16 protein-coding genes are annotated in these 15,293 nt (G+C 44.7%); 10 read left to right on the top strand and 6 right to left on the bottom strand.

The window, feature by feature from the left end; all coding sequences use genetic code 11:
* The first annotated feature begins 179 nt into the window (after window positions 1-179).
* Window positions 180-983 carry a glycosyltransferase family 2 protein gene (locus D2V93_RS05825; protein ID WP_119618765.1) on the top strand — a complete coding sequence of 268 codons (804 nt, stop codon included), beginning with the start codon at window positions 180-182 and terminating at the stop codon, window positions 981-983.
* Here the strand turns inward: D2V93_RS05825 and D2V93_RS05820 are convergent.
* Window positions 965-1,798 (bottom strand): glycosyltransferase family 2 protein, encoded by an 834-nt coding sequence (locus tag D2V93_RS05820; RefSeq protein WP_119618764.1) that lies wholly within the window; start codon window positions 1,796-1,798, stop codon window positions 965-967. The two genes, D2V93_RS05825 and D2V93_RS05820, sit on opposite strands and share 19 nt — an antisense overlap.
* A gap of 76 nt (window positions 1,799-1,874) precedes the next feature.
* On the opposite strand from D2V93_RS05820, the gene D2V93_RS05815 reads away from it, so the two are divergent.
* From D2V93_RS05815 to D2V93_RS05790, 6 genes are read left to right on the top strand one after another with little or no spacing between them, the layout of a single operon-like run.
* Complete coding sequence (locus D2V93_RS05815) at window positions 1,875-2,945, top strand: hypothetical protein (RefSeq protein WP_119618763.1); 1,071 nt, start codon at window positions 1,875-1,877, stop codon at window positions 2,943-2,945.
* A 12-nt stretch (window positions 2,946-2,957) separates the two neighbouring features.
* Window positions 2,958-3,518 (top strand): L-threonylcarbamoyladenylate synthase, encoded by a 561-nt coding sequence (locus tag D2V93_RS05810; RefSeq protein WP_072877384.1) that lies wholly within the window; start codon window positions 2,958-2,960, stop codon window positions 3,516-3,518.
* 1 nt (window position 3,519) lies between these two features.
* Window positions 3,520-4,950, top strand: coding sequence for a CCA tRNA nucleotidyltransferase (locus D2V93_RS05805; RefSeq protein WP_119618762.1), 1,431 nt, complete (start codon window positions 3,520-3,522; stop codon window positions 4,948-4,950).
* Window positions 4,947-5,960: a COX15/CtaA family protein gene (locus D2V93_RS05800; RefSeq protein WP_072877382.1), complete on the top strand. Its 1,014-nt coding sequence runs from the start codon at window positions 4,947-4,949 to the stop codon at window positions 5,958-5,960. The genes D2V93_RS05805 and D2V93_RS05800 overlap by 4 nt, the downstream gene beginning before the upstream one ends.
* 42 nt (window positions 5,961-6,002) lie before the next feature.
* Window positions 6,003-6,515, top strand: a complete 513-nt coding sequence (locus D2V93_RS05795) for an IS1096 element passenger TnpR family protein (protein WP_072877381.1) — start codon at window positions 6,003-6,005, stop codon at window positions 6,513-6,515.
* Window positions 6,516-6,574: 59 nt separating this feature from the next.
* A complete protein-coding gene (locus D2V93_RS05790) occupies window positions 6,575-7,633 on the top strand; it encodes a nucleoid-associated protein (protein ID WP_119618761.1) in 1,059 nt (352 codons plus the stop codon).
* Between the two features lie 85 nt (window positions 7,634-7,718).
* Here D2V93_RS05790 and D2V93_RS05785 read toward each other — a convergent pair whose 3' ends face one another.
* Window positions 7,719-8,795: a hypothetical protein gene (locus D2V93_RS05785; RefSeq protein ID WP_119618760.1), complete on the bottom strand. Its 1,077-nt coding sequence runs from the start codon at window positions 8,793-8,795 to the stop codon at window positions 7,719-7,721.
* Window positions 8,796-9,008: 213 nt separating this feature from the next.
* Between D2V93_RS05785 and D2V93_RS05780 the strand changes: the two genes are divergently transcribed.
* From D2V93_RS05780 to uvrB, 3 genes are all read left to right on the top strand, one after another.
* Window positions 9,009-9,905 carry an ABC transporter ATP-binding protein gene (locus D2V93_RS05780; protein ID WP_119618759.1) on the top strand — a complete coding sequence of 299 codons (897 nt, stop codon included), beginning with the start codon at window positions 9,009-9,011 and terminating at the stop codon, window positions 9,903-9,905.
* 13 nt (window positions 9,906-9,918) lie between these two features.
* On the top strand, window positions 9,919-10,752 hold the full coding sequence (locus D2V93_RS05775; protein ID WP_119618758.1) for an ABC transporter permease: 834 nt from the start codon (window positions 9,919-9,921) through the stop codon (window positions 10,750-10,752).
* 99 nt (window positions 10,753-10,851) lie between these two features.
* Complete coding sequence (gene uvrB / locus D2V93_RS05770) at window positions 10,852-12,840, top strand: excinuclease ABC subunit UvrB (protein WP_072877371.1); 1,989 nt, start codon at window positions 10,852-10,854, stop codon at window positions 12,838-12,840.
* Window positions 12,841-12,890: 50 nt separating this feature from the next.
* On the opposite strand, the gene D2V93_RS05765 is transcribed toward uvrB, so the two are convergent.
* From D2V93_RS05765 to D2V93_RS05750, 4 genes are all read right to left on the bottom strand, one after another.
* Complete coding sequence (locus D2V93_RS05765; protein WP_119618757.1) at window positions 12,891-13,670, bottom strand: hypothetical protein; 780 nt, start codon at window positions 13,668-13,670, stop codon at window positions 12,891-12,893.
* A gap of 165 nt (window positions 13,671-13,835) precedes the next feature.
* Entirely contained in the window at window positions 13,836-14,261 is a 426-nt protein-coding gene (locus D2V93_RS05760) for an Hsp20/alpha crystallin family protein (RefSeq protein ID WP_072877367.1), read from the bottom strand.
* Between the two features lie 117 nt (window positions 14,262-14,378).
* Complete coding sequence (locus D2V93_RS05755; RefSeq protein WP_119618850.1) at window positions 14,379-14,780, bottom strand: TerB family tellurite resistance protein; 402 nt, start codon at window positions 14,778-14,780, stop codon at window positions 14,379-14,381.
* A 117-nt stretch (window positions 14,781-14,897) separates the two neighbouring features.
* Window positions 14,898-15,233 carry a hypothetical protein gene (locus D2V93_RS05750; RefSeq protein WP_119618756.1) on the bottom strand — a complete coding sequence of 112 codons (336 nt, stop codon included), beginning with the start codon at window positions 15,231-15,233 and terminating at the stop codon, window positions 14,898-14,900.
* Window positions 15,234-15,293: the final 60 nt, after the last annotated feature.

Genomic DNA, 15,293 nt, shown 5'->3' with positions numbered 1-15,293 from the left:
AACCATCCCCACGGGACTCTATCTAAAGGAAAGAAACTGCATTGCGAAGAAACCATAAATTGGAACACCAATAGTAGGGGATTCAGGCAGTCAGTTGTTGTAAGAAAAAGAAACGGAAAACAATTTTCCACCTATTTTTTTGTTATAGATTTGTAAACCATTAACCCTGCACCCATAATATGGCTGGATTGAGCACCCCAAAGCAAAAATTGTCAGCACTCATCATTACTTACAACGAAATGGGCTACATTGAAAGATGTATAGATTCCGTTTCATTTGCAGATGAGATCATCGTAGTGGATTCATACAGTACCGATGGAACCTACGAATATTTGGCCAACCACCCCAAAGTGAAGGTCATCCAAAATCCGTTTGAAAATTTCACCGCCCAAAAATCGTTCACGCTCAAGCAGGCGACCAATGATTGGGTCCTGTTCTTGGATGCGGATGAAGTGGTCAACCAAAAACTCCAAAAAGAAATCATTGAAACCATAAACAACCCCAATGCCCAAGAGGCCTATTGGTTCTACCGCAAGTTCATGTTCCAAAATGAACCGTTGCATTTCAGCGGTTGGCAGACCGATAAGAACCATAGACTTTTCCGAAAAAGCAAGGTGCAGTTCACGGATAAAAAGTTGGTGCACGAGACCCTTGAGGTGGATGGAAGCTCAGGTATCCTCAAACAAAGACTGACCCACTATTGCTATAAAAATTATGAGGATTATAAAGGCAAAATGCTCAAGTACGGTCAATTGAAGGCCAAAGAGGATTTTTACAAGGAAAAACATTTCAACTACCTGTTGATGACAGTAAAACCGTTGTGGAAATTCTTTAACCACTACGTGATCAGATTCGGCTTTTTGGACGGCAAAAAGGGGATTACCATTTGTTATCTCAATGCCCTTGGCGTTCTGGAAAGGTTCAGGGAATTGAAAAGATTGGAAAAAAAGAACGAGCTCGCCTACTATTTGGTGATGCCATAATGTGTCCAGACCACTTTTTTGGACCTCGTTTCCTTTCGTATTGCTTGATTTTTGGCGATGGACTCCGGTGTCTTGTAGCCTCTTTTATGATCTAGGTGCACACAGACCGCACTGTAGCGCAGTTGTTTTGACTTTATCCCAAAATTGAAGAGGCGTTCACCCAATTCCCGGTCCTGACCGCCATACTGCATACGCTCATCAAAACCATTGACATTCAGGATGTCCTTTTTCCATCCTGATGAATTGTGGCCGTTCCAACTGGCATTGGTCGGGGTGAAGGTGTTCAGCAACTTTGAAATGAAGCCGCTCGCAGTGAGCTTGTTGTTCTTGAACGTTTTTGGAATACCCTTGTCCATCAGCCAATGGATATTGAAACAATTCTGCTTTTCAATATCCTCCAAGGTAATCATTTTGGAAATGTTCATCGGCAGCATGTAGTACCCGCCCGAGATAAAATACCCTGCTTCCTTGTTGATGTAGTGTACCTCCACAAAATCTTCGCGAGGAATGCAGTCCCCATCCGTCATGATGATGTATTCCGCACTACAGGCCTCCACGGCCTTGTTCAATATCCTTGATTTTTGGAAACCATCGTCCTCCTGCCACACATGAACAATCTTGTAGAACACCTTTTTGGAAAGTTCCTCCAGAAGTTCCCTGGTCTTGGGACCTGATCCATCGTCCGCAATTATCACCTCAAAGTCCTTGAAAATCTGACAATTGAAACCCCAAAGCACCTTTTCCAGCCACTCCTCGGCATTGTAGGTGCTCACTATTACGGATATTTTCGGTACTTCGTGTTCTTCGTGGCTCATTCAGGCAAAAATAGTAAAGTCTGTAATTTAAAAGATAACTTTGCAAAAAAGTACTGTCTTTGCAAAAAACCTGTTCATGGGAAAAGTAGCCCTTGTCGAGTTCAACTCCTATCATGACGAATGCCTGTACTCGCAGATCAAGTTCCTGACGGATTCCGGACATACGGTTACCTTGGTCATAAGCGAACAAATCCATGAAAGGGCATCCGAATATGTCCGCCTTGCGGAAGAAGTGATCATTTTCCAACGTTCATCACAAAAAAACCTGTTCAAGCGCATTGCCTTTACTCTTGGCCTAAGCAGGTTCTTCAGAAAGAAAATGATGGAAACGCTCATCTTCAACACCGCAAGTTCCAGGCTGGAAGTCATCCTGCTCAGCCATTTATTGAAACGGAAAACAAAACTGTTTGGAATACTCCACAACCTAAAAAAAGTAAATCATAGCTTTTCCCAAAAACTCATCAACAAGGCCATAAAGAAATTCTTCGTGTTGAATGATTTTTTGCTGGATTCCGTCAAGTTGGAGGACAGTTCCCTAAAATTGGGGGCTTTTTACCCCATTTTCTTCCCTGCATATGACAGTACCGCTCCAGCAAAACCAAAGGAAGAAACATGGATCAGCATTCCTGGAAAACTTGATTTCGGTAGGAGGGACTATTTTTTGGTTGCGAAAGCCCTTGAAAAGACACAGGCAAAATCCAACCTAAAGATTCTGATCTTGGGTAGCACCAATGTCAACGACCCAAAAAGCCAAGAATTTTTGGACCATATCAAAACCCATGACTTGCAAGATAATTTTATCACGTTTGACGCTTTTTTGGACAATGACACGTTCCACGATTACATCAAAAAATCAGACTACATATTGATTCCGCTAGATTCCGTTGGCGACAATTATGCCAAATACAAAATCATGGGGTGTTACAACCAAGCGTTTGGATACAAGAAAACCCTGATTTCCCCCATCGGACTTGAACATATCCCTGATATGGAATCCCACTCCATTTTTTTCAATGGCGCTGACGGACTATCTGAAATTTTTGCAAAAATGAGCAACGGAAAAAGCGACAAAAAAGAATACGTTTCCAAAAAGTGGGATTTTGCGGAACAGAAAAACAGCTATATCACCTTTTTGGAAAGCAATTAGAATTTTCATCCAATGACCGAAGAAATCAACAACTGCATCAAAGTGCTCAAAGAAGGGGGGCTTATCCTCTACCCTACCGACACCGTGTGGGGCATTGGCTGCGATGCATCCGATCCAGAAGCCGTAAAAAAAGTATATGCCCTCAAAAAAAGGGAGGACAGCAAGGCCCTGATCTGCCTCGTCGCCAACCAGGCGATGCTGGAACGCCATGTGAAACAGGTGCCCGAAGTGGCCTACGATATCATGGACCTGGCCACCAAGCCCACCACCATCGTTTTTGACGAGCCCATCGGTGTAGCCAAAAACCTAGTGGCCGAGGACAATACGCTGGCCATTCGGGTAGCGTCGGACAAATTCTGTCAATACCTCATCAACAAATTTGGAAAACCCATTGTTTCCACCTCGGCCAACATCTCCGGGGAACCCACCCCAAATCGTTTCAAGGATATAGCCCCGGAAATTTTAAAAGGAGTGGACTATGTGGTAAATTTGCCGGACGAAAACAAAAACCCTTCCCCTTCCTCCATCATTAAATTGAGCAATGACGGCCAGGTGAAGGTAATCCGGGAATAGAATGACGAAGGAATTCCATACAGAAGCCATACAACATCCCATTTTTGAGCTGATCGGTTCAACTGCAGATGAACTGGGAATCGATTCCTATGTGATCGGCGGCTATGTACGTGACTATTTTTTACAACGAAACACCCCGAAGGACATAGACATTGTGGCCATAGGGAGTGGTATAGAACTCGCCCAAAAAGTGGCTTCCAAACTCAAGGGAAAACCAGAAGTCTCCGTGTTCAAGAATTTTGGCACGGCCATGATCAAACATCAGGGCATGGAACTCGAGTTCGTGGGCGCGCGAAAGGAAAGTTACCAACGGGACAGCCGAAAACCCATTGTGGAGGACGGCACCTTGGAAGATGACCAAAACCGAAGGGATTTTACCATAAATGCCATGGCACTGTCACTGAACAAGGGCAGCTTTGGACGACTGTTGGATCCTTTTGATGGATTGTCCGACTTGGACAAAAAAACCATCAGGACCCCTCTAGAACCGGGCATCACCTATTCCGACGACCCACTACGCATGATGCGCGCCATCCGTTTTGCCACCCAGTTGGGATTTGCCATCGAGCTCCGGTCTCTTCAGGCCATCACGGAAAACAAGGAACGTATCAAAATCGTTTCCAAGGAACGTATTGTGGACGAACTGCACAAAATAATGATGGCCCGCAAGCCATCCGTTGGGTTCAAGTTGATGCTCCAAACAGAGCTTTTGCCCTATATCCTACCCGAACTCATCGCCCTGCAGGGCATTGAAGAGGTGGAAGGGCAACGCCACAAGGACAATTTTTGGCACACTCTGGAAGTGGTGGACAACATTGCCGAAACCACGGACAACCTTTGGTTGCGGTGGGCCGCCCTACTCCACGACATTGGCAAGGCCCCGACCAAAAAGTTCCACAAAAAAATTGGTTGGACCTTCCACGGACATGAATTTGTGGGATCCAAGATGGTATACAAACTCTTCAAGCGGCTAAAGATGCCCTTGAACGAGAAAATGAAGTTCGTGCAACAAATGGTGCTGATGAGTTCACGCCCCATCATCCTGGCCGAGGACCATGTCACCGATTCCGCGGTCCGTCGTTTGGTCTTTGATGCCGGGGACCATGTGGATGACCTCATGACCCTTTGCGAAGCGGACATCACTACCAAAAATCCCAAAAAGCAGAAAAAGTACAAGAACAATTTCCAGATTGTCCGCCAAAAAATAGTGGAGGTCGAAGAAAGGGACCATGTACGCAACTTTCAGCCCCCCGTTTCCGGTGAAGAGATCATGGCCACCTTCAACCTAAGTCCCTCCAAAGAAATCGGAATCATAAAGGATGCCATAAAAGAGGCCATTCTGGAAGGGGAAATCCCCAATGAATATGAAGCCGCTTACCAATTTATGTTGGAAAAGGGTAAAGAAATGAACCTAAAAGTACACTCGGAATGAAAAAGAACAAAGCTGTGATCTACTGGCTATTGACGGGCTGTGCCCTCATTTTTGTCATGGTGCTCGTCGGTGGCATTACCCGTCTCACCCATTCAGGACTTTCCATTTCCGATTACAAATTGATTCACGGAACCTTGCCGCCGATGAACGAGCAGGCCTGGGAAGAGGCTTTTGAACTTTATAAACAATATCCTGAATATCAAAAACTTAACTCCCATTTTGATTTAGAGGATTTTAAGGATATTTATTTTTGGGAGTGGTTGCACCGATTCATTGGGCGATTTATTGGAATCGTTTTTATACTGCCCTTCCTGTATTTTCTGGTCACCAAAAAATTGGACAGGTCCACCATCAAGAAATGTCTTGTCCTACTCTTTTTGGGAGGCTTTCAGGGATTTTTGGGCTGGTATATGGTCAAAAGTGGCCTAGTGGACCGCCCAGATGTGTCCCATTTCCGGCTCGCTGCCCATTTGACCACCGCCTTTGTCACCTTTGCCTATAGCCTTTGGGTCGCTTTGGATTTGATATACCCCACCAAAAAAGAGGTCAATATAAAAATCAGGAACCTAGTCAGGATCGGACTGGCCGTCCTGTTGCTCCAAATCATCTGGGGGGCTTTCGTGGCTGGACTGGATGCCGGTTTCATCCACAACCACTGGCCCATGATGAGCGAGGGGAAATTGATGCACGAAACCGTATATATAGAGCATCATCCCGTTATCAAAAACTTTTATGAAGGAAAGAGCGGGGTGCAGTTCGTGCATCGCTATCTGGCCTATGTTGTTGTGGGCTTTATCCTATGGATATGGTTCAGGACCCGAAAAGTGGAACGGACACCAATACAGGAGAATGGCCTTAAGACCCTTTTGGCCTTGGTATTCCTACAATTTGTGCTGGGCGTACTGACCTTGATCTACGCCGTTCCCCTGTGGCTGGGCATTGCGCACCAAATAGGGGCATTTTTCCTTTTGGCGGCCATGACCTTTACCTTGCACCGGTTCACCAAATAAGGGGTATTTATTGTAACTTTGCACATTCTATAATTTTTTTTGATGATCTATAAAATCAGGATAATACTTGATGCTGAGGAAGATATCTTTAGGGATATCGAAATTGACGAAAACGATACACTGGAAGAATTCCACAATGCCATAACCCAGGCCTTTGGATTTGAAGGAGGTGAAATGGCCTCTTTCTACACCTGTGACGAGGAATGGAACCAAGATGAGGAAATCGCACTCTTCGATATGAGCGAGAACGGTTCCGATATCCGGTTGATGAACGAGACCTCCCTGGACGATGTACTGTCCGAACAGACCCCAAAATTGATCTACGTGTACGATTTTTACAGCATGTGGACCTTCTTTGTGGAACTGGCAGATGTAGTTGAAAATGAAGGTGGAAAAATTTATCCCAATCTTTTGTTCAGTTTTGGGGAATTACCGGATTCGCCCCCGGAGAAAAAATTTGAAGCAGAGGAAGGAGATTTGGAGGACAGCTTTGGTGAAGACGATGATTTCCTCGATAGCTATGACGACATGGATTTTGATGAAAACTGGAATTGACATACCCAACCCTTAACCCTTAACCCTTAACCCTTAACCCTTAACCCTTAACCAAAAATATGCTAAACCTATATCCCGCCCAGATTGAAAGCATCTCGCTCCACCGTGTGGGCAACAAGAGCAAAAATGAAGCTGCTTTTATGTCCGCCGAACCTTTCTCGCTGAACGATGAGATGTCCGGTTTGCTAAAAGAGTATTTCTTTAGGCCTTTTAGGGAAAAGGAAGAGAACTATTTTAGGTTTGCCCATGATGTGGACCTGGAGTTCAATGAGGTATTCAAATCCATTTCGGAACTGTTTGAAAACCCATCGAACGGGCACCAGGTTTCCAAAAAGATAACCCAGCACCTTTTTGACCAGTCCAACCACCCGCACATCAAAAGCGGGGAGGTATATGTCGTCCATTTTTCGGACATGGTCATCGACAACAAAAAAACGGATGCCGTGGGCATTTTTAAAAGTGAGTTGAAGCATGATTTTCTACAGTTCCGGGAAAAGGAGCAAAACCTGGAGATCCTCATCAAGCAGGGTATCAACATCAATAAGTTGGACAAGGGCTGTATCGTTTTCAATGTGGACAAGGAAGAAGGGTACAAAGTTCTATCCGTGGACAGTAACCGCTACGATGCCAAATATTGGCTGGAGAATTTTTTAGGTTTGGTCCCGTTGACCGACGAAAATTTCTACACCAAAAACTACCTGAAATTCTGCCAGAACTTCGCCAAGGACGTGGTTCTTCCGGCGGAGGACAAGCAGCAAGAGGTTCTTTTCATGAACCGGGCGGTGAACCATTTTGCCAAAAACGATGCCTTTGAAGAGACCGCCTTTTTGAACGAAGTGATGGAAAACCCGGAACTGATTCCCGAGTTCAAACACTACAAAGTGGAAAAGGGGCCAAAGTACAGCATTGAGGATGTATCCAATTTTGACATTGCCAACAAGGCCGTTTCAGATGCCCGGAAAAAAATAAAGAATGTCATCAACCTCGACACCAATATCCAGATAAAACTGGATTTCATCAACCCTGAATCCGCCGAAAAATTTGTGGAGAAGGGCTGGGACGAGGAGCGCCAGATGTACTATTATCTGGTCTATTTCAACAAGGAGCAGAAGAGCTAACACAATTAGCAATGGACAATAAACAATAGTAATAGTGTCCAAAAAAAGTGTGATTGTCAATCGCTTATTGGCAATTGAACATTGATCAAAATTTCTTCTCGATGATCTGCTTCATGCTGACATCTTCATAGTTGCGCTTTACAAAATCGAGGGCCAGGGACAGTACTTCGCCCATGGTAGTGCTCTTTTTGAAATCGATATCCTTCGTAAGGTCATAGATTTCGTGTTTTAGGCGATCAATGTTTTCTGGCAATGATATGGTATCCGGTTTTACGGCACCTATCAAACGTTTGATGCGGTTGCCCGAACTGAGAATCCGCTTGGCAACAATGGACCGTTCCTCAATTTTATACTGGTCCACAGAGTTTTTCTGCAATTTGTCGCGCACCAATTCCACCATTTTATAGTTTTCCTTGAAAAACTGGGGCCTATATACCTTCAGTTTTCCCTCGAAGCACTGCTGGTCAAAATCGATGGCCCTGATCTTATAGACCACATGGTCAAAATCGTGTACAGGGACAATCACATAATTGTAGGAGCGCATATCGCCCAACAAGCGGATCATACAGCGTTCATTGAACTTCACAAACTCCTTGGCCAACTGGGCCTTCTCGGACTCCGAACATTTGGGCAGCATGTCCTTGATAAACACATCGCCCGGAATGCCCGCAATATGTTCCTCGATCAAGGTGTCCTTGTACACCAAAAAGTTAAGGTTATAGGGCGATAGCATATGTTCCAGCTCCAACCCATAGATTCGTGAAGCATCGGTCTTCTTTACATAAAAATAGGTGTAGTTGTCATTGAGGATGTTCCTTACCTTGATGCGGAACGGCTTGGAATTGCCAAAGGTACAGAAATCAACGGCATCCACGTTCAAATATTCCTGGATACGGTCACTACCATCCGAATGCAAAATGGAATAGACTTTTTTCAGGCTGATGTCGATTTCCTTTCGGTCAAAATCCGAATAATATACCCGCACCCAAAGGGTATCCTCCCCATCGGAATCGTACACGACCACCGAACCGGAAAAGCGCAATAGGTCCTCATAGAAAATGGGGATCTCTATTTTTCGGTTGTACCTGTCCAGATAGGTATCCAGTTTTTTGTTGACCGGATAGGCCGGTTTTTTCTTCGACATCAATTTCTCCTCGGACATATTTCTTTATGGTTCTGGATATAGGACACAGGAAACAAGATATGAGATGTCCGACTTCTGACTTCCGACATCTGACATCTGACATCTGACATCTGACATCTGACATCTAAACTTCCCCTATTTGTCTTATATGGTCAAAAATTTTGTTTTATTGTAACAAATTCCATTAAACCTCGTCAAGTTACTATAAACAAATCAAAAAACGATTCCGTCTTGGAAACAATCCTGACCGTAAACCATCTCACAAAAAAATTCGGGTACCTCACTGCTGTCAAAGACCTGTCCTTTACCATTGAAAAGGGCAATGTGTATGGCATTCTAGGGCCCAACGGAAGTGGAAAATCCACCACTTTGGGCATCATCCTCAACGTAGTGAACCGTACCTCGGGCGATTTCAGTTGGTTCGATGGCAATACCTCCACCCATGAGGCCTTGAAAAAGGTAGGGGCCATCATCGAACGGCCCAACTTCTACCCTTACATGACCGCCATCCAAAACTTGAAACTGGTCTGTAAGATCAAGGAGGTCCCAGAAACTAAAATTCAGGAAAAGTTGGAGCTGGTAGGACTTTGGGACCGCAGAAACAGCAAGTTCAAGACCTATTCCCTCGGGATGAAACAACGTTTGGCCATTGCCTCCGCCCTGCTCAACGATCCGGAAATATTGATTCTTGACGAGCCCACAAACGGCCTGGACCCCCAAGGAATCCACCAGATACGGGAAATCATCAAGACCATTGCAGGTCAGGGCACGACCATTTTGCTTGCCTCCCACTTGCTGGACGAGGTGGAAAAAGTATGCTCGCACGTGGTCATTCTCCGAAAAGGGGAAAACCTGTACTCCGGTCCAGTGGACAGCATGTTGGCAAGCCATGGATTTTTTGAACTCCGGTGCCAAGATATGGACCAGTTGAAATCCCTATTGGAGAAAAATGCCAGTTTTGGGAAGATTGAGAACTTCAACGGGACACTGACCGCTTACCTCAAGGAAGAAATGGACGCCGTGACACTCAATAAGATGCTCTTTGAAAAAGGCATTGTGCTCTCCCATCTGGTGAAACGCAAAGAGAGCCTGGAAGAACAATTTTTAACCTTGACCAAGAACAACTAATCAAAAAAAACGAATGTTACGTCTCCTTCAAATCGAATTCATAAAACTTTGGAACAACAGGGCGAGCAAAGTACTTATCATTGCCTACTTTGTCCTCTTGACCTCGATTGCGTTGATTGCTGCCATCAAGTTTGACATTGGACCGGTCCAGTTCCATTTGGCAGACCAGGGAATCTTCAACTTTCCGTATATCTGGCATTTCAACACTTTTGTGACGGCCCTCTTCAAGCTGTTCTTGGCCATTGTCATCGTTTCCATGATGTCCAACGAATACAGCAACAAGACCATCAAACAGAACCTCATAGACGGCCTTTCCAAAAAGGAGTTCATCCTTTCCAAAGTGCTCACCGTGGTATCCTTTGCATTGATATCGACCGTGTTCGTATTTGTGGTTTCCATGATTTTAGGGCTTATCTATTCAGATTACAATGAACTATCCATCATTTTTTCCGACTTGGAGTTCCTACCCGCTTTCTTCTTTAAGTTGGTCGGGTTTTTCTCCTTCTGTCTCTTTTTGGGGATATTGGTGAAACGCTCCGCTTTTGCGTTGGGGTTCCTTATCCTATGGACCATTTTGGAGCAGGTAGTATTTGGCCTCTTGGGATGGAAAGTGATGAGTTGGTCAGCAGCAAGGGTGGTAAAAGACTTTTTTCCACTACAATCCATGTCCAACCTGATCAAAGAGCCATTTACGAGACTTTCTGCTGTACAAAATATCGGACAACAAATTGGAGAAGATATGAAGTTTGATTACCATGTGTATTGGTACGAGTTCCTGATCGTCATCGTTTGGACAGCCATTTTCATCTATTTATCCTATGCTTTGTTGAAAAAAAGGGACCTTTAAAAACCAGTCACCCCGAAAGACGAAACATTTATACCTGATCAAATGGATAATCTTACTCTTTTGCTTCCGTTTGGATGTATCCTTTAGTATTTTTATCGAATGAAATTTCAGGTAGTTTCGGGATTCAAACCTACGGGGGACCAGCCAAATGCCATCAAGCAATTGGTGGAGGGCATTGAGGGAAACGAGCGGCACCAGACCCTGCTCGGGGTAACGGGTTCGGGCAAGACGTTCACTGTGGCCAATGTAGTGGAGACCGTACAGCGGCCCACCTTGGTATTGGCACACAACAAGACCTTGGCCGCCCAATTGTATTCGGAGTTCAAGCAGTTTTTTCCGAACAATGCCGTGGAATACTTTGTATCCTACTACGACTACTATCAACCAGAGGCCTATATCCCTTCCAGCGGACTCTATATCGAAAAGGACCTTTCCATCAATGAGGACATCGAGAAACTGCGGTTGAGCGCCACTTCTTCCCTTCTTTCAGGAAGAAGGGACGTGCTGGTGGTCGCATCGGTATCCTGTCTGTATGGTATCGGGAACCCCATCGAGTTCCAGAAGAACGTGATCTCCATCCATAGGGAGCAAGTGATATCCCGCACCAAGTTTTTGAAACAATTGGTACAAAGTCTGTATTCCCGGACCACGGCCGATTTCAGGAACGGCAATTTTCGGGTGAAGGGGGATGTGGTGGATGTGTTCCCCAGCTATGCCGACCATGCCTTCCGCATCCATTTTTTTGGCGATGAAATCGAGGAGATCGAAGCCTTGGATCCTTTCAACAACAAGGTCATCGAAATCTATGACTCCTTGAACATTTACCCGGCCAATATGTTCGTGACCTCTCCCGATGTGCTGCAAAATGCTATCCGGGAAATTCAGGACGATCTGGTGAAACAGGTGGACTACTTCAAAGAAATAGGTAGACCGCTGGAAGCCAAACGTCTGGAAGAACGTACCAATTTTGACCTTGAAATGATTCGGGAACTGGGCTATTGCTCGGGCATTGAAAATTACTCCCGCTATCTGGACGGCAGAAAACCAGGCACACGGCCTTTCTGTTTGTTGGACTACTTCCCAGATGACTATTTGATGGTCATCGATGAAAGCCACGTAACCATTCCACAGGTGCATGCCATGTACGGTGGCGACCGATCGCGAAAGGAAAATTTGGTAGAATATGGATTTCGACTGCCGGCAGCCATGGACAACCGACCCCTGAAGTTCGAGGAGTTCGAAGCCCTACAGAATCAAGTCCTTTATGTAAGTGCCACCCCGGCCGATTATGAATTGGAACTCAGTGGAGGCATTTATGTGGAACAGGTCATACGCCCAACGGGGCTCTTGGATCCTATCATCGAAGTGAGGCCCAGTGCCAACCAAATTGATGATCTGGTGGAAGAGATACAGCAAAGGGTGGAACTGGATGAACGTACCTTGGTGACCACCCTGACCAAAAGAATGGCCGAGGAACTGACCAAATACCTGTCCAGGATCGATGTACGTTGCCGGTATATCCATAGTGATGTGGACACCTTGGAACGTGTAGAGATCATGCAGGACCTTCGAAAAGGACTGTTCGATGTGTTGATCGGTGTAAACCTGCTTCGGGAGGGATTGGACCTGCCCGAAGTATCCTTAGTGGCCATATTGGACGCTGACAAGGAAGGTTTTTTGCGAAGCAACCGCTCCCTGACACAGACGGTTGGCCGTGCAGCACGTAACCTCAACGGAAAGGCCATCATGTATGCCGACAAGATTACCGAGAGTATGCAAAAGACCATCGACGAGACCAATTACCGTAGGGAAAAGCAAATGGCCTACAACAAGGAGCACAACATTACCCCCAAGGCGCTCAACAAAAATCTGGACAATGCCTTGGTCAAAAATTCCGTTTCCACCTATCATTTCCAAAAGGAAGAGCTGCGTGCCGCGGAACCTGATATGGCGTACCTGACCGAGGACCAAAAGGAAAAATTGATCCGGGAAAAGAGAAAGGCCATGGAGAAAGCCGCCAAAGAACTCAATTTTATGGAGGCGGCCAAGTTAAGGGACGAAATAAAGGTTTTGCAAGAGAAGGAATAAAAAAAAGAGGCCATTTAAGGCCTCTCTCATTTTCATTATTTTTCTATTTCTTACTGATTGCCACCACCCCCTGAGCCACAACTCAACAATATACTTTTTGATAGTGTACATGTAGATCCATTGGTCAGTGTAATGTCGGCAAAAATCCATAGGTAATAATTATCCCAACTACCGGTCGGAAGATAAATTGGCTTTGCGATTGCATAATTTCCACCAGGATTAGTTGATGAACCAATCGAAACATGGCTGTATGGCCCTATGGAATATTCCCAATCCACAGAAGAAACATTGTTTGCACAGCTCAATACCGCTTGATAGTCTATGCAGGGTTCCACTTGCAATATATTCAAACAGCTTTGCTGGGGACAGCTTATGGTTGGTTGCCTAAACGAAATAGTGTCCGAACATTCAACAGTGCCATTCGTACCATGAGCCTTGATACTTCCCGAACTAAAGCCTGATCCAAACTGAAAGGTCGCAGAATTTCCAGACGTACTGACCAAAGTTATTGCCCCGCTCAGCACGGTCCATGTGACTGTGGGACTCGACATATTTGTTGTATAGGTAAAAGTATATTGGTTGCCTGCCTGAGGTGTGGAGGTCCCGGTTATATCGCAAGTAGTCTTGCCCGTTAGGGAAGATGATGATTTAGTGTCATCTTCAATCCCATCCCCTCCACTTTCCATAATGGGCGGGTTGTCAACTTCGGAAACATCGATGTTTGGGTTTTCAAGACTGGTAGGTTCTTCTTTTGCACACGAATGGATTACCAACAAAAGGGAACTTACCAATAATAGTCCGATCAATTGTAATTTGTTAAATGGTCTCATAAAAATATAGTTAAGGTTAAACTTATCTTAAAAGTAAGATTTTTTATGTTAATTAAACATTAACAATCAAAATAAACGCGCCCCAAGCAATTTGCAAGGGGCGCGCCAACAAACTAACCAACTAATCCAACCATCATGAAACACCGAGTTGGTGCTTTCAATATCTTATCCAATCGAAATCAATCGCTTGGGCTTCGGTAAAGCCTCTTGCTTCTTGGGCAAGGTCAGCTTCAATATGCCGTCCTCATACTTGGCATCTATCTTGGAACCATCAACGGTTTCTGGCAAGGTAAAGGCCCTTTTGAAAGAGGTGAAAGAAAATTCCTTTCGTGTGTAATTGTCTTTTTTCTCCTCGTTTTCCGCTTTGATCTCACTTGAAATGGTCAATACATCATTATCCACCTCCACGGTGAAATCATCTTTCTTCATGCCAGGTACGGCAAGTTCCAATTCAAATCCATCCTCATTGTCCTTTATATTGACTGCGGGAATGGAAGCATTCCACTTTTCTGCGCCACCAAACCAGTCTGGGGCAAAGTAATCGTTCATCAGAGAAGGGAAAAACAAGTTGTTTCTTTTTACTATACTCATGGTGATTCAATTTTAATATTAAACTTCTAAACCATGTAGCCATAGGCAAAACCTGTACCAACGCCAAAAGCATGACGTTATGGCATTATTTGTTGAGAATATGATGACAAAGTGTCGTTAGTTGTAATGTGCCTTGAAGATATTGATCAGCACATCCGGAGGCACCACCTTGTTGGGATAGCGATGCATGATTTCCAGCACTTGGGCCATGGCCGCGGGTGGCAAACCCATTTTGAGGCCAATGTTGTACAATGTGTCTATCTCCTTTTTATGCTGCTCTTGATCGATGTTCATTAGGAGCAACAACCTATGGAACTGTACAATGCGCTCCGCTTGGGTCTTGAGCCTCACTTTAGGTGATTCATTTTTCAAGAGTCCATCAAAGGTTTCCTTGTCCACTCCCAAATTCGAAGCCACCTTCAACAAAAACTCATATTCCGACCGTTTCAGTGAATGGTCCACCCTCGCAAAGGAAATCAATTCCGAAAGAATGCCCAATTTTTCCTCGTAAGTACCCATATGGTTCAGTTTTGGCCGTGCACTTATATAGATAACTCCAATGTTGTTCATTTTAGTGCACAAAAAAGCCCTGAAATTTTCAGGGCCAACTGACTAACTCAAACTAAACTCTGCCGACTAAGCAGTAATCCGCACTGGGATTTTGTAAATCTTACCTGGACCACCCTGTTTAAAATCCACTTTTTGATAGTTCAGACGGCTTTTTACATAATTATCCAAAAAGTCGTTTTGGGTTTCCACGGAAAGCACTACCAGCTCTCCTTTGTTGTTGATGGTGAACCGGACCTCAGCGGTCAAATCCTCCGATTTCAACTCAAAAGGGTATTGTTTCAACATCTCATAAATTTGGGCGGAGAGGTCCTTTTCCACTTTGATGTTGTTTCCCTTGTTCGCAAAAACACCCATTGTGGCTAACAATGCAAGCACAACATAAACTACTTTGATTTTTTTCATGGTCTTGTTTTTTGATTAAATGATGAATGATTTCTTGATATCAGAATGAACGTTTCTCTT

Source organism: Flagellimonas taeanensis (assembly GCF_003584105.1).
Taxonomy (GTDB): domain Bacteria; phylum Bacteroidota; class Bacteroidia; order Flavobacteriales; family Flavobacteriaceae; genus Flagellimonas; species Flagellimonas taeanensis.
This window is presented reverse-complemented; position numbering and strand designations above follow the sequence as displayed.

Bases quoted from the DNA above. Each gene is read 5' to 3' on its own strand.
- D2V93_RS05760 (WP_072877367.1), bottom strand. From the start codon at position 14,261: ATGAGTATAGTAAAAAGAAACAACTTGTTTTTCCCTTCTCTGATGAAC.
- D2V93_RS05825 (WP_119618765.1), top strand. From the start codon at position 180: ATGGCTGGATTGAGCACCCCAAAGCAAAAATTGTCAGCACTCATCATT.
- D2V93_RS05790 (WP_119618761.1), top strand. From the start codon at position 6,575: ATGCTAAACCTATATCCCGCCCAGATTGAAAGCATCTCGCTCCACCGT.
- D2V93_RS05775 (WP_119618758.1), top strand. From the start codon at position 9,919: ATGTTACGTCTCCTTCAAATCGAATTCATAAAACTTTGGAACAACAGG.
- D2V93_RS05765 (WP_119618757.1), bottom strand. From the start codon at position 13,670: ATGAGACCATTTAACAAATTACAATTGATCGGACTATTATTGGTAAGT.
- D2V93_RS05805 (WP_119618762.1), top strand. From the start codon at position 3,520: ATGACGAAGGAATTCCATACAGAAGCCATACAACATCCCATTTTTGAG.
- D2V93_RS05820 (WP_119618764.1), bottom strand. From the start codon at position 1,798: ATGAGCCACGAAGAACACGAAGTACCGAAAATATCCGTAATAGTGAGC.
- D2V93_RS05810 (WP_072877384.1), top strand. From the start codon at position 2,958: ATGACCGAAGAAATCAACAACTGCATCAAAGTGCTCAAAGAAGGGGGG.
- D2V93_RS05800 (WP_072877382.1), top strand. From the start codon at position 4,947: ATGAAAAAGAACAAAGCTGTGATCTACTGGCTATTGACGGGCTGTGCC.
- D2V93_RS05815 (WP_119618763.1), top strand. From the start codon at position 1,875: ATGGGAAAAGTAGCCCTTGTCGAGTTCAACTCCTATCATGACGAATGC.
- D2V93_RS05785 (WP_119618760.1), bottom strand. From the start codon at position 8,795: ATGTCCGAGGAGAAATTGATGTCGAAGAAAAAACCGGCCTATCCGGTC.
- uvrB (WP_072877371.1), top strand. From the start codon at position 10,852: ATGAAATTTCAGGTAGTTTCGGGATTCAAACCTACGGGGGACCAGCCA.
- D2V93_RS05755 (WP_119618850.1), bottom strand. From the start codon at position 14,780: ATGGGTACTTACGAGGAAAAATTGGGCATTCTTTCGGAATTGATTTCC.
- D2V93_RS05795 (WP_072877381.1), top strand. From the start codon at position 6,003: ATGATCTATAAAATCAGGATAATACTTGATGCTGAGGAAGATATCTTT.
- D2V93_RS05750 (WP_119618756.1), bottom strand. From the start codon at position 15,233: ATGAAAAAAATCAAAGTAGTTTATGTTGTGCTTGCATTGTTAGCCACA.